This is a genomic window from Phycicoccus avicenniae, from assembly GCF_018139485.1.
Lineage (GTDB): Bacteria > Actinomycetota > Actinomycetes > Actinomycetales > Dermatophilaceae > Phycicoccus > Phycicoccus avicenniae.
Genome location: NZ_JAGSNF010000004.1, coordinates 227,487 through 240,334, shown reverse-complemented (window position 1 = coordinate 240,334; position 12,848 = coordinate 227,487). Strand labels below are relative to the sequence as shown.

At 73.5% G+C, this 12,848-nt stretch carries 13 protein-coding genes; 1 reads left to right on the top strand and 12 read right to left on the bottom strand.

Features of this window, described 5'->3' with window-relative positions; genetic code table 11:
• Positions 1-39 precede the first annotated feature (39 nt).
• Positions 40-867, bottom strand: a complete 828-nt coding sequence (locus KC207_RS05115; protein ID WP_211601819.1) for an Fpg/Nei family DNA glycosylase — start codon at positions 865-867, stop codon at positions 40-42.
• 34 nt (positions 868-901) lie between these two features.
• Positions 902-1,588 (bottom strand): DUF305 domain-containing protein, encoded by a 687-nt coding sequence (locus KC207_RS05110; protein WP_211601818.1) that lies wholly within the window; start codon positions 1,586-1,588, stop codon positions 902-904.
• A gap of 175 nt (positions 1,589-1,763) precedes the next feature.
• Between KC207_RS05110 and KC207_RS05105 the strand changes: the two genes are divergently transcribed.
• A complete protein-coding gene (locus KC207_RS05105; RefSeq protein WP_211601817.1) occupies positions 1,764-3,155 on the top strand; it encodes an LVIVD repeat-containing protein in 1,392 nt (463 codons plus the stop codon).
• A 144-nt stretch (positions 3,156-3,299) separates the two neighbouring features.
• Here KC207_RS05105 and KC207_RS05100 read toward each other — a convergent pair whose 3' ends face one another.
• The 10 genes from KC207_RS05100 to KC207_RS05055 all read right to left on the bottom strand — a co-directional run bounded on the left by KC207_RS05100 (position 3,300) and on the right by KC207_RS05055 (position 12,824).
• Positions 3,300-3,881: an MOSC domain-containing protein gene (locus KC207_RS05100; RefSeq protein ID WP_211601816.1), complete on the bottom strand. Its 582-nt coding sequence runs from the start codon at positions 3,879-3,881 to the stop codon at positions 3,300-3,302.
• A gap of 203 nt (positions 3,882-4,084) precedes the next feature.
• Positions 4,085-4,999, bottom strand: a complete 915-nt coding sequence (locus KC207_RS05095; protein WP_249138567.1) for an HhH-GPD family protein — start codon at positions 4,997-4,999, stop codon at positions 4,085-4,087.
• Position 5,000: 1 nt separating this feature from the next.
• A complete protein-coding gene (gene disA / locus KC207_RS05090; protein ID WP_437179121.1) occupies positions 5,001-6,080 on the bottom strand; it encodes a DNA integrity scanning diadenylate cyclase DisA in 1,080 nt (359 codons plus the stop codon).
• A 130-nt stretch (positions 6,081-6,210) separates the two neighbouring features.
• Positions 6,211-7,608, bottom strand: coding sequence for a DNA repair protein RadA (gene radA, locus KC207_RS05085; protein WP_211601814.1), 1,398 nt, complete (start codon positions 7,606-7,608; stop codon positions 6,211-6,213).
• 114 nt (positions 7,609-7,722) lie between these two features.
• Positions 7,723-9,423: a BCCT family transporter gene (locus tag KC207_RS05080; protein ID WP_211601813.1), complete on the bottom strand. Its 1,701-nt coding sequence runs from the start codon at positions 9,421-9,423 to the stop codon at positions 7,723-7,725.
• A gap of 335 nt (positions 9,424-9,758) precedes the next feature.
• Positions 9,759-10,205, bottom strand: a complete 447-nt coding sequence (gene rplI / locus KC207_RS05075) for a 50S ribosomal protein L9 (protein ID WP_211601812.1) — start codon at positions 10,203-10,205, stop codon at positions 9,759-9,761.
• Between the two features lie 17 nt (positions 10,206-10,222).
• Positions 10,223-10,459 carry a 30S ribosomal protein S18 gene (gene rpsR, locus KC207_RS05070; RefSeq protein ID WP_030526145.1) on the bottom strand — a complete coding sequence of 79 codons (237 nt, stop codon included), beginning with the start codon at positions 10,457-10,459 and terminating at the stop codon, positions 10,223-10,225.
• Between the two features lie 101 nt (positions 10,460-10,560).
• Positions 10,561-11,124 carry a single-stranded DNA-binding protein gene (locus KC207_RS05065; protein ID WP_211601811.1) on the bottom strand — a complete coding sequence of 188 codons (564 nt, stop codon included), beginning with the start codon at positions 11,122-11,124 and terminating at the stop codon, positions 10,561-10,563.
• Between the two features lie 47 nt (positions 11,125-11,171).
• Positions 11,172-11,459, bottom strand: coding sequence for a 30S ribosomal protein S6 (rpsF, locus tag KC207_RS05060; RefSeq protein ID WP_211601810.1), 288 nt, complete (start codon positions 11,457-11,459; stop codon positions 11,172-11,174).
• A 30-nt stretch (positions 11,460-11,489) separates the two neighbouring features.
• Positions 11,490-12,824, bottom strand: coding sequence for a glycosyltransferase family protein (locus KC207_RS05055; protein WP_211601809.1), 1,335 nt, complete (start codon positions 12,822-12,824; stop codon positions 11,490-11,492).
• Positions 12,825-12,848: the final 24 nt, after the last annotated feature.

The window sequence follows — 12,848 nt, the reverse complement described above, 5'->3', positions numbered from 1 at the left end:
ACGGCCGAGGGACGCCTCGGCCGAACGGACGACCCGGACTCACCGTCGCCGCTGGCAGCGGCCGCACCAGTAGAGCGTGCGCCCGGCGACGAGCCGGGCACGGATGCGGGACCCGCACCGCTCGCACGGGAGCCCCTCCCGCTTGTAGACCGAGGAGGTCCGCCGCGTGAGCCGCGGCCGCTCGCCGCGTCCGAGCGCCGCCTCGACCTCGAGCACCTGCTCCTCGACGGTGACGATCCGTCCTGTCGCGACCCCGAGCGGCATGAGCCGGACGAGGTCGTCCCACACCAGGCTCCACGAGGCCGGCCGTAGGTCGCGGCCCGCGGTCGTCGGCGAGAGGCGGTGCCGCCAGAGCACCTCGCACCGGTAGACGTTGCCGACCCCGGCGAGCACGGCCTGGTCCATGAGCAGCTCGGCGACGCTGCGCCCGGAGCGGTGGATCCGCTGCCACGCACGCTCCGGGTCGGCGTCGGGCCGGAGCGGGTCGGGTCCGAGCCGCGCGAGGACCGCAGCGACCTCCTCGGGGGTGAGCACGCTGCACACGATCGGGCCGCGCAGGTCCGCGACGTGCTCGGGGGTGGCGAGCCGCATCCGGACGGCCCCGGTGACCGGCGCCTCGGCGGTCCAGTCACCCGCGTCGACGGTGAAGGTCCCGATGAGGCCGAGGTGGACGTGGACCCACTGCTCGTCCCCGAACTCGAGGAGGAGGTGCTTGCCCCGGGAGGTCGCGCCGACGAAGGGCCGTCCGCTGACGCGGGCCGCGCCCTGCGCGAAGCGCCCCTGGGGGCTCGTCACCGTCGGGGTCGTCCCGGCGAAGGCGGCGTGGAGGTCGCGGGCGAGCGCGGCCAGGGTGTGTCCCTCGGGCATGGGGGCATCCTGCCGCGCCGGGGACCGCCCCGGGTCAGGAGCCCCCGGAGAGCATCTCCTGCATCTGGGCGATCTGCTTCGTCTGGACGACGGCGATGTCGGCCGAGATCTCCTGGACGCGCTCGTCCGCCGCGGCCTCGGCGTGCTCGTCGACCATCGTCAGCGCACCCTCGTGGTGGCGGATCATCATCGCGAGGAAGAAGGTGTCCGCCTCGGCCCCGGACAGACCCGACAGCCGGGTCAGCTCGGCCCGGGACGCCATGCCGGGCATCCCCGCGTGCGAGGAGTGGTCCGACAGCCGCGGGTTCGTCGCCTCGGGGGGGACGTCCTCGCCGTGGCCGCGCAGCCACGTCGCCATCGCCTCGATCTCCGGCCCCTGCTCGTCCCGGATCCGGGAGGCGAGGCTCGCGACCCGGTCGTCGCCGAACCGGTCGCCGACGCTCTCGACCATGACGATGGCCTGGGCGTGGTGGGCGATCATCTCCTGGAGGAACCGCGCGTCCTCGCTCGAGGCGGTCGGGACCGGTACCGAGGTCGCCCCCGGCCCGCTGAGCGTGGCGTTCGGCTCGCCGGGGCGTCCCGGCTGGAGCACGGGCACGCTGCCGGGGTTGGGCTCCGGGGTGGCGACCGGGTCGCCGGAGCAGCCGGCGGCGAGGGCGGCGAGCAGGACGCCGACGACCGCGGCGCGGGCCGGCGCCAGGGAGGGTCGGGACGGGCGCATCGCGTCACTGTAGGTCGGTGGCGGGCAGGACGGGGGGCCCGGGGCGACCCCGGCGACTCCCTTGCCGAGTCTTTACCCACGCCAGACCGACCGGTGGCCCTGGCGACGGCACAGTGGGGCGACCACCGGACCGGCACCACCACCTGGCGCCGGCCGACGAGGAGAGGGAGTGGACATGCGACGGTTCCGTCTCGCCGCCACCGTGGCCGGAGCGGCGCTCGTGCTCGGGGGCGGGGTGAGCGCGGCCTCCGCCGGGGACGGGGTCGGGCTGTCCGGCACCGACCTCGCGCCGGACCAGGTCGGGCGCAGCGCGAACATCGAGCACCTGGCCAACGTGCCGCACACCGGTCCGTTCGTCGGTCAGTTCGGCACCGACATCGCCTTCCAGGGGGACCGGGCGTACGTCGGCAACTACCAGGGCTTCGTCATCTACGACATCTCCGACCCCTCGGACCCGCAGACCCTGAGCCAGGTCAACTGCCCGGGGTCGCAGAACGACGTGACGGTCTCCGGCGACCTGCTCTACCTGTCGACGGACAGCTCGCGCTCGGACGACTCGTGCTCCTCGACGACGCAGTCGGCGACGGTGAAGGACTCGTGGGAGGGCATCAAGGTCTTCGACGTCTCCGACCCGACCGCCCCCGCCTACGTCACCGCCGTCGAGACGGACTGCGGCTCGCACACGAACTCGCTCGTGCCCGGTGAGGACTCGGACTACGTCTACGTCTCGAGCTACGGCCCCCGGGACAGCTACCCGGACTGCACGACCCCCCACGACAGCATCTCGATCGTCGAGGTCCCCAAGGCCGACCCGGCGTCCGCGGCCGTCGTCAACGTCCCGAACCTCTTCCCCGACGGCGGCAACCCCGGCGGCACGGACTCCGAGGGGCACGGCTACTCCGCGACGAGCGGCTGCCACGACATCACGACCTTCCCGTCGCGGGACATCGCCGCCGGGGCCTGCATGGGTGACGGCATCATCATGGACATCTCGGACCCGGTGAACCCGGTCGTCGTCGAGCGGGTCCAGGACACCGAGAACTTCGCGTTCTGGCACTCGGCGACGTTCAACCAGAAGGGCACCAAGGTCGTCTTCACCGACGAGCTCGGCGGTGGCGGCGCGGCGACGTGCAACGCCGACATCGGCCCGACGCGGGGCGCCAACGCCATCTACACGCTGAGCAAGGACAACGAGCTAACCTTCGCGTCGTACTTCAAGATCCCGCGCCACCAGGACGACAGCGAGAACTGCGTCGCCCACAACGGCTCGATCGTGCCCGTCAACGGGCGGGACGTCATGGTGCAGTCCTGGTACCAGGGCGGGGTCTCGCTCTGGGACTTCACGAACGCCAAGAAGCCGCGTGAGCTCGGGTGGTTCGAGCGCGGTCCGCTCGCCCCGGCGACCGTCGGTGGCACGTGGTCGGCGTACTACTACAACGGCCACGTCTTCAGCTCCGACATCCAGAAGGGCTTCGACGTCCTCGACATCACCGAGCCCAGCCTCAAGCAGGCGAAGAAGGTGACGCTCGAGGAGCTCAACCCGCAGGCGCAGCCGGTCTACCGCTGACCGCGACCGCGACCGACGTCGTACGGCGGCCCGTCCCCACCCGGGGGCGGGCCGTCGTCGTGTGCGGGCCGGCCACGGGCCTGCGCAGCCGGGTGCGGCCTCAGGGCCCCGTGCGGGGACCGCACCGCCGGCGCGGGTCCCCGGTCAGGGGCGCTCGACGACGACGAGGTCTCCCGGGCGCACCCGCCCCGGGACCACGACCTTCGCGTTGAGGCCGCGCAGCCGCATCGGTCGGCCGACCCTGCCGTTGACGAAGCGCATCCCCTCGGCGCCGAACCGCTCGACGAACTTCGCGCACCCGGTGTGCGGCTGGTCGGTCACCTCGACGACCGCGCCGCGCGCCCGTGGGTCGCCGATGACGAGCCGGCTGCCCGCCGGGAGGTTGTCGTGCGAGAGGTCGAGGTCGAGGTAGAGCTGGTCGCCCGCGAGGGGGACGCGGTCCGCGTCGCCGGCGAGGAAGCCGATCATCCGTGTGCTCATGACGTTGAGCTGCATGTCGGGGTGGGGTCCGCCGTCGGCGCTGCGGCTGCTCGGCCGGTCCTTCCACGAGTCGCCGACGAGCCCCAGCTCGAGGTCGAGCTCGCCCTCGTCGAGCACCTCCCGCTCGCCGACCCGCGGGCGGCGGACCACGAGGTCCAGGGTGCCGCGGTCCTGCGGGGCCGCGTGCAGCTGCGGGAGGAACGCCTCCAGCTCCTCGGCGGTGCGGTGGGTCACGGTGTCGGTCATGCCGTCATTGTCCCGGGCGACGGGCCGGAGACGCCACGACGTTCCACGGACCCCGGTGCTGCCCGTGCGGAGTCCGGACACCCGCCACCGCTCCGTCGAGATAGGGCAAGACGCAGGGAACTGGGCCGCGTCCTGTGCGTGTTGCCCGATCTCGACGCCACTCCGCGCGGGTCGGGATGGTCGAGACCGGCGGCGGGCGGCGGTCAGGCGGGGAGGCGGAAGGCGTCCTCGACCGGCTCGACGAGGCCGTCCTCGACGAGGGAGGCGAGACACCGGTCGACCTGCTCGACCGCCGGGGCCCCGACGATCCCGAGCCGGGAGGTCACCGTCCGTTCGAGCTCGGGGCGCGGCACGGGGTCGGCCTGCTCACGCAGGGCCTGCACCAGCGCGCCGCGCACCTGCCGGTCGGTGCCGTGCCACGCCTGGCCTCGACGCGCGGGCCCGTCGTCCGGAGGGCTGCCGGCGGCGACCCAGGCGCACCGGTCGAGCAGGGGGCAGCGGTCGCACTCCGGCCCACGGGCACGGCAGACGAGGGCTCCGAGCTCCATCACGGCGACGTTCCACAGGGCGGCCCGCTCCGGGTCCTCGGGCACGAGCGTCGCGGCGAGCCGGCTCTCGGCCGCGGTGAGGGCGGGCGACGGCAGCGCCCGCCCCTCGACCGCCCGCGCGAGCACCCGGCGCACGTTGGTGTCGACGACGACGCTGCGCCGGCCGAACGCGAACGCGGCGACCGCCGCCGCCGTGTACGCCCCGACCCCCGGCAGCGCGCGCAGGCTCTCCTCGTCGGCCGGGACCTCGCCGGCGTGCCGCTCGACGACGGCGACCGCCGCGTCGCGCAGGCGCAGCGCCCGGCGCGGGTAGCCGAGCCGGCCCCACGCCCGCACGACCTCGCCCGGCGACTCGGCGGCGAGGTCCGCGGGCGTCGGCCAGCGCTCCAGCCACGTCCGCCACACCGGCTCGACCCGGGCGACCGGGGTCTGCTGGGACATCACCTCGGAGACGAGGACCCCCCACGGCGTGCAGGCCGGGTCCCGCCACGGGAGGGGCCGTGCGTTGACGGCGAACCAGTCGAGGACCCGCTCGTGGAGGTCGGCCGGCGCGGTGGGAAGGCCCGCCACGTCAGACGTAGCGCTCGAGGATGCTCGTCTCGGCGAGCCGCGAGAGGCCCTCACGCACGAGCCTCGCCCGGCCCTCACCGACCCCGTCGACGGTCATCAGGTCGTCGACGTTGGCGGCGAGGAGCTTCTGCAGCGAGCCGAAGTGCTCGACGAGCCGACCGGCGATGGCGCCGGGGAGGCGCGGCACCTTCGACAGGAGGCGGTGCCCGAGCGGGCTGACCGAGGAGTCGAGGGCGTCGCCGACGACAGTGAAGCCCATCGCCTTCGCGCCCGCCGCCGGGTCGAGGAGCTCGGTGTTGTCCATGGCGACGAGGTTGGCGACGGCCTCGGCGTGGGCGTACCCGGCCTTGGCCTCGGGCAGGTAGTCGCGGATGACGAGACCGAGGTCGTCGGACAGACCGCCGGTCAGCTCCTCGAGCTGGAGGCTCAGCAGACGGCCGTCCGTGCCCAGCTGGACGACGTACTCCGCGATCTCGTCCTTGATCCGCCGGACCATCTCCAGCCGCTGCAGGACGTTCGCGACGTCCCGGACGGTGACGAGGTCCTCGATCTCGAGCGCCGACAGCGTGCCGGTCACCTCGTCGAGCCGGGCCTTGTACCGCTCGAGGGTCTGGAGGGCCTGGTTCGCCCGGGACAGGATCGCGCTGGAGTCCTCGAGGACGACGCGTCGGCCGGCGACGTACAGCTGGATGATGCGCATCGACTGGCTCACCGAGACGACGGGGAAGCCGGACTGCTTCGCGACCCGCTCGGCGGTGCGGTGCCGGGTGCCGGACTCGCTCGTCTCGATGCCGGCGTCCGGGAGCATCTGGGTCGCTGCGCGCAGGATGCGGGTGACGTCGCGGTCGATGACGACCCCGCCGTCCATCTTCGCGAGCTCACGCAGCCGGGTGGCGGAGAACTCGATGTCGAGGGGGAAGCCGCCCGTCGCGATCTGCTCGATGACCTTGTCGTGGCCGAGCACGATGAGGGCGCCGGTGCGGCCGCGGAGGATGCGCTCGAGACCGTCCCGCAGCTCGGTCCCGGGGGCGACCGCGGCCAGGGTGGCGCGCAGCAGCTCGTCGTCGGACTGGACGGGCACGCTCATGCTCCTTCACCGCTCCTCGGCCCCGCGGCCGGCGAGGAACGCCAGGCCATTCTCCCGCGCATCCTAACCGCCGCCGAGGTCACGACGTGGTCTCGATCCGGCGGCCGGCGCCGCGAGGGCCCGCTCACCCGCCGGGGTGCAGGGCGCGGCCCACCGCCTCGCGGACGGTCCCGACCTCGAGGACGTCGATGCCGTCCGGGACCGGCCCCGCACCGAGCACACCGGTGGGCACGACGGCGCGGCGGAAGCCCAGCCGCGCGGCCTCGGCGAGCCGGCGGTGAGCCCCGGTCACGGGGCGGATCTCGCCGGCGAGGCCCACCTCGCCGAAGGCGACCGTGCCGTCCGGGAGCGGTCGGTCGGTGATGGCCCCGGCGAGGGCGAGGGTCACGGCGAGGTCGGCGGCCGGCTCGGTGAGGCGGACCCCGCCGACCGTCGAGAGGTAGGCGTCGCTGCCGCCGATCGGGGCCGACGCCCGCTTGTCGAGCACGGCGAGGACCATGCTGACCCGCGCCGCGTCGAGACCGCTGGTCGCCCGACGTGGGGTGGACAGCGAGGACTGGGTGACGAGGGCCTGCACCTCGGTGACGAGCGGCCGGCGCCCCTCGAGGGTCACGGTGACGCAGGTGCCGGGCACCTGGGCGGTGCGGCCGGAGAGGAACAGGCCGCTGGGGTCGGCGAGCCCGACGATCCCGACGTCGGACAGGTCGAAGCAACCGACCTCGTCCGTCGGTCCGTAGCGGTTCTTCACGGCCCGCACGAGACGGAGGCGGGAGTGCCGGTCGCCCTCGAACTGGACGACGACGTCGACGAGGTGCTCGAGGACGCGTGGTCCTGCGATGGAGCCGTCCTTCGTCACGTGACCGACGAGGAGCACGGCGATGCCCCGAGCCTTGGCGAGCGCGATGAGCGACGCCGCGACCTCGCGGACCTGTGCCACGTTGCCGGCGGCGCCCTCGACCTCTGCGCTGGAGACGGTCTGGACGGAGTCGACGACGAGCAGCTCGGGGTCGACCTGCTCGACCTGGCCGAGGAGCGTCGCGAGGTCGGTCTCGCTCGCGAGGTAGAGGGTGCGGGCCATCGCCTCGATGCGCTCGGCCCGGGCCCGGACCTGGGCCGCGGACTCCTCGCCGCTCACGTAGAGGACACGTCGCTCGCCGGCGACCCCCGACCGGGCGGCGCGGCCGGCGACGTCGAGGAGGAGCGTGGACTTCCCGATGCCCGGCTCGCCCGCGACGAGGACGACCGCCCCGGGGACGAGCCCGCCGCCGAGCACCCGGTCGAACTCGGCGACCTCGGTGGGCCGGGCCGTCGCGTGGCTGGCGTCGACCTCGGCGATGGGGACCGCGGGCCGGGTGACCGGGGCGGCCGCCGTCCGCGCGGTGACCGTGCCCACCTCGGCGACGCTGCCCCACGCCTGGCACTCACCGCACCGGCCCACCCATTTGGCGGTCTGCCAGCCGCACTCGGTGCAGCGGAACGTCGCCGCACCGCGGGAGCTGCTGCGTGTCGCCGTCCGAGCCATGCCGCCACGATAGGTGGCGCCCCCGACAGCCGGCCCACCCGCCGGGCCCACCCGGACATGCACGTGGCCCCGCCGACGAGGACGTCGGCGGGGCCACGTGGGGCGACCGTCAGGTCACGGCTTCTCGGGAGCGTCCCGGGTGGCGGCGGGCGGCGCCGCACCCTCCGGGGTCCGGCGGTCGTGGCCGGCCCGGTCGAGAGCGCTCTCCGGGACCTTCTCGTCCGGCGGCGTCTGCACCGCGTCGCGGAAGTCCGAGCGACGGGCGATCTGCCCGGCGATCTCGTCGGCGAGCAGGCCGCGCTCGGCGCGGTCCATCCGTCCGTTCTCGCGCAGCAGCGCCCTCGTCGTGGCGACGACCATGCCGATGATGACGAACGAGAACGGCAGGGCCAGCAGGATCGCCGCCGTCTGGAGGGCGTCGAGCCCGCCACCGCCCGCGAGGAGCAGGGCGATCGCGACGGCACCCTCGAGGACGGCCCACATGACCCGGCTCCACACCGGCGGGTGCGGGTCGCCACCGCTGGAGAGCATGTCGACGACGAACGAGCCGGAGTCCGAGCTCGTGACGAAGAAGACGACGATGAGCACGAGCGCGACGACGCTCAGCAGACCGGACAGCGGCAGGCCGTCGAGCAGCTGGAAGAGCGCGGCGTCGGTCGACACGGTGCCGTCCTCGGCGATGATGCCGCCTTCGCCGAAGATCTCGCGGTGGATGCCGGACCCGCCCATCACGGCGAACCACAGGAAGGTGACGACCGTCGGGACGAGGAGCACGCCGGCGACGAACTCGCGGACCGTCCGGCCGCGGGAGATGCGGGCGATGAAGACGCCGACGAAGGGCGCCCAGCTCATCCACCAGCCCCAGTAGAACGTCGTCCAGCCGGACACCCAGGAGGTGCCGTCCTCGCCCTCGAAGGCGAGGGTCTGGAACGACAGGCGGAAGAAGTTCGACACGTAGCTGCCGACGGAGGACACGAAGTCACCGAGGAGGAAGACCGTCGGGCCGAGGAGCAGGACGAAGAGCAGCAGCCCTCCGGCGAGCCCCATGTTGACGTTCGAGAGGATCTTGATCCCCTTGTCGAGACCGGTGACGACCGAGATCGTCGCGATCGCGGTGATGCCGATGACGAGCGCGACGAGCAGGCCCGTCCCGGCGCCGTCGACGACGCCCATGAAGTCCAGACCCGCGGCGACCTGGGAGACGCCGAAGCCGAGGGAGGTCGCGACACCGAAGAGGGTGCCGACGACGGCGATGACGTCGATGACGTCGCCGAGGACGCCCTTGACGCGGTCGCCGAGGAGCGGCTCGAGGGCCCAGCGGATGGAGACCGGGCGGCCCTTGCGGTGGATCGCGTAGGCCATCGCGAGACCGACGACGACGTAGATGCCCCAGGCGTGCAGGCCCCAGTGGAGGTAGGTGACGTCCGTCGCGGCGCGGGCGCGCTCGGCGGCGCTCTCACCGGTCCCGGGCGGGGGCGAGGCGAAGTGGCTCAGCGGCTCGGCGACCCCCCAGAAGACGAGGCCGATGCCCATGCCGGCGGCGAAGAGCATGGCGAACCACGGGACGAGGCCGAACTCCGGCTTCTCGTTGTCCTTGCCGAGGACGACGCGGCCCATGGGGGCGACGGCCACCCAGATCGAGAAGGCGATGAAGCCGCTGACGATGAGGATGTAGTACCAGCCGAGGTCACCGACGACGGCGTCGCTGATGGCGGAGAAGGTGTCGCCCATCGCGGTGGGGAAGATCAGGGCGAAGGCGACGAAGGCGACGAGGATGCCGAGCGCGGGCCAGAAGACCCTGGGCGCGGTGATCATCTTGTCACCCGAGGTGGGCGGCGTCGGCGGATCGGGCTCCGCGGATCGCGCGTCGGGTCGGTCTGTGACGGACACGGGTCGTTCTCCTCACGAGGTCGGAAGACAGCACTCGGTCAACCGCCCACGGTAGGTCAGCGGGTGACCGCCTGACCAGCCGCCCCCACCACCCCCGGATCCCCGAAGAGCACTCGCGCAACCGGGACACGCTGTCGCACAGGGTTTTTGCAGCAAGGTCACGGGAAGGTCACGACTTTCGACAATCCCTCGACATCCGGCGACGCACGAGGGCCCCGGACCGTGCCGGTCCGGGGCCCTCGTCGAGGACGTGTCGTCCGTCAGCCGGCGACGACGTCCAGCGCGACCGTCGCCCGGACCTCCGGGTGGAGGCGGACGAAGGCGGTGTGCGTGCCGACCTGGCGGATCGGGGTCGGGACCTCGATCGTGCGACGGTCCAGGTCGGGGCCGCCGTTCTCCTTGACGGCCGCCGCGATGTCGGCGGTCGAGACGGCGCCGAAGAGGCGGCCGCTGCTCCCGGCGTGGGCGGTGACGGGCACGGCGTCGGCCTCGAGGTTGCCCTTGATGGACTGCGCCTCCTCGAGGGACTTCACGGCGCGGCTGGCGCGGGCCTTGGCGATCGCGTCGACCTGCTTCTGGCCGCCCTTGGTCCACGGCGTGGCGAGGCTGCGCTTGAAGAGGAAGTTACGGGCGTAGCCGTCCTTGACGTCGACGACGTCACCGGCGGTGCCGAGACCCGAGACCTCGTGGGTGAGGATGACCTTCATCGTTCTGGCTCCTTCGCTCAGCGGGACGAGCTCGAGTAGGGCAGGAGCGCCATCTCGCGGGCGTTCTTGACCGCGTTGGCGATGAGGCGCTGCTCCTGGACCGAGACGCCGGTCACCCGACGCGCGCGGATCTTGCCGCGGTCGGAGATGAACTTGCGCAGCAGCGCGACGTCCTTGTAGTCGATGTTCTCGACCTTCGCCGCCTTGAGCGGGTTGGCCTTCTTCTTCGGCTTGCGAATGGCGGGCTTGGCCATCGTGGTGCTCTCCTTCTGCCGGGGGCTCCCGGCGGATGAGCCCTGGTCTCCCAGGGATGGGGTCTGTCGTGTGGTGTGCCGTCAGGCCGTGCGGCCGACGGTCAGAAGGGGGGCTCGTCGTAGTTCGGCGCCTGGCCCCAGCCGCCGCCCTGCTGACCACCCTGCGGCTGCTGCGGGGGCTGCTGGCCACCGCCGTAGCCGCCCTGGCCGCCGCCCTGCTGGGGCTGGCCGCCGGTGGCCCACGGGTCGTTCTGCTGGAAGCCGCCGCCACCACCACCGCCGAAGCCGCCGCCACCGCCGCGCTCGGCCTTGGTGACCTTGGCCGAGGCGTACCGCAGGGACGGGCCGACCTCGTCGACCTCGAGCTCCATGACGGTGCGCTTCTCGCCCTCCTTGGTCTCGAACGAGCGCGACTTCAGCCGGCCCGTCACGACGACCCGGGTGCCCCGGTGGAGGGACTCGGCGACGTTCTCCGCCGCGTCGCGCCAGATGGAGCAGCGCATGAACAGCGTCTCGCCGTCCTTCCACTCGTTGTTCTGGCGGTCGAACTGGCGCGGGGTCGACGCGACGGTGAAGTTCGCGACGGCCGCCCCGGACGGGGTGAAGCGCAGCTCGGGGTCGGCGGTGAGGTTGCCGACGATCGTGATGATGGTGTCGCCTGCCATGACGGGTCCCCTTCGTGGGTCTTCTCGGTGGGCTGGTGACGGAAGGCTCAGGCGCCGGGGCGCAGGAGCTTGGTCCGCATGACCTGCTCGTTGAGGCCGAGCTGGCGGTCCAGCTCTTTGGCCGTGGCCGGCTCCGAGGTGAAGTTGACGACGGCGTAGATGCCCTCGGCCTTCTTCTTGATCTCGTAGGCCAGGCGGCGCCGGCCCCAGACGTCGATCGTGTCGACGGAGCCACCGTCGGTCGTGACGACCTTGAGGAACTTCTCCAGCTGGGGCTGGACGGTCCGGTCGTCGAGCTCCGGGTCGAGGATGACCATGAGTTCGTACTCACGCATGCGTTACCCCGCCTCCTTCGGTCTGAACGGTCACGGTCCTTCCGTGACAGGAGGGTATGCATTGCCGCCCACATCGGCCCGGGCCTTGTCCACAGGCACGGTGGGCAACCGGTCAAGCGTACCGGGCAGCGCGCCCGGTCCCCAACTCGCGCGGGACCACACGACCCAGGCGAGCCGGCCGAGGACGAGGAGCCGGCCGACGAGGGCGAGCGTGTACCACCCCGCGGGCAGCCCGCGGCCCGGGTCGTCCTCGCCCGTGAGCAGGCCGAACCAGGCGACGGCGTGCACCGCCTCGACACCCGCCCAGAGCAGGTGGTCGCGCCACCCGATGCCCGCGAGGGCGACGAAGGGCACGAGCCACAGCGCCGCGGACACCGGCGCGGACGACCCGGTGCCGACGGCGACGACGAGCCCGAGGAGCGCGAGGTCCGCCGTCGCCGGACGGGGCCGGCGCCGGGAGAGGACGAGCAGCATGACGGCCGCGAGGACGAGCCCCCCGACCGACAGCAGCGCCGCGTGCCACGGCCGGACCGGGTGCCCGGCCAGCGTCGGGACGAACCACGGCGACCCGCTCGCCGCCCCGACGGTCCACCACGCGACGAGGGGGCGGGTCACGAGCCCGAGGTCGAGCGCGACGATGGGACCGAGGACGAGGAGACCGGTGGCCCCACCCGCCGTGAGCAGACGGCGGACGGGGGTACGGACCCGCGGGGGCGGGGTGAGGACGAGGGCGAGGAGGACGACGAGGGCCGGGCGGCCGCCCAGCACGGCGAGCGCGACGAGCACGCCGGCGAGCTCGGGGCGGCGACGCGACCAGGCCCACACGGCGGCGACGGCGAGGGTGACCGGCACGAGGTCGGCGGACAGCAGGACCGTGAGGGCGAGGACCGGTGACAGGGCGAGGGCGACCGGGTCGGCCTCCGGATGACCGTGGACGGTGCCGACGAGGACGACGAGCCCGGCGAGCAGGAGGGCGGCGACGGCCAGCCAGAGGAGCAGCACGCCGCGTTGCTGCGGCAGGCCCGGCCCGGGCGCGAGGCTCGCCAGCGTCGTCGTGACGACCGCGGGCACGGGCGGGACCTCGAGCGGGACCCGGCCGGCGAGCAACGCCGTGAGGCCACGACCGGCGCCGTCGCCGACGAGCGAGGCGAACAGGGGCGACGCGCACTGGCGCCACACCGGCTCGCGCCCCTCCCACCCCCCGGAGGCGCACGCCGCCTGGCGCAAGGCGGCGACGACGAGCGGCAGCGAGAGGAGGAGGACGACCGGCGCGAGCGCCGCCGGCCCGCGCGCCCGCGGCGGGGCGGACGCGCCACGACGCCCCCCGGCCGGGGTGCTCGCCCCTGCAGGGAGCCGTGGTGGCACCCCCGACCCGGTCCTCATCGGCGC

Excerpts from the sequence above, each read along its gene's own strand:
- KC207_RS05105 (WP_211601817.1), top strand. The coding sequence starts at position 1,764 with ATGCGACGGTTCCGTCTCGCCGCCACCGTGGCCGGAGCGGCGCTCGTG.
- KC207_RS05080 (WP_211601813.1), bottom strand. The coding sequence starts at position 9,423 with ATGATCACCGCGCCCAGGGTCTTCTGGCCCGCGCTCGGCATCCTCGTC.
- rplI (WP_211601812.1), bottom strand. The coding sequence starts at position 10,205 with ATGAAGGTCATCCTCACCCACGAGGTCTCGGGTCTCGGCACCGCCGGT.
- rpsF (WP_211601810.1), bottom strand. The coding sequence starts at position 11,459 with ATGCGTGAGTACGAACTCATGGTCATCCTCGACCCGGAGCTCGACGAC.
- KC207_RS05115 (WP_211601819.1), bottom strand. The coding sequence starts at position 867 with ATGCCCGAGGGACACACCCTGGCCGCGCTCGCCCGCGACCTCCACGCC.
- radA (WP_211601814.1), bottom strand. The coding sequence starts at position 7,608 with ATGGCTCGGACGGCGACACGCAGCAGCTCCCGCGGTGCGGCGACGTTC.
- KC207_RS05110 (WP_211601818.1), bottom strand. The coding sequence starts at position 1,588 with ATGCGCCCGTCCCGACCCTCCCTGGCGCCGGCCCGCGCCGCGGTCGTC.
- KC207_RS05065 (WP_211601811.1), bottom strand. The coding sequence starts at position 11,124 with ATGGCAGGCGACACCATCATCACGATCGTCGGCAACCTCACCGCCGAC.
- rpsR (WP_030526145.1), bottom strand. The coding sequence starts at position 10,459 with ATGGCCAAGCCCGCCATTCGCAAGCCGAAGAAGAAGGCCAACCCGCTC.
- KC207_RS05100 (WP_211601816.1), bottom strand. The coding sequence starts at position 3,881 with ATGACCGACACCGTGACCCACCGCACCGCCGAGGAGCTGGAGGCGTTC.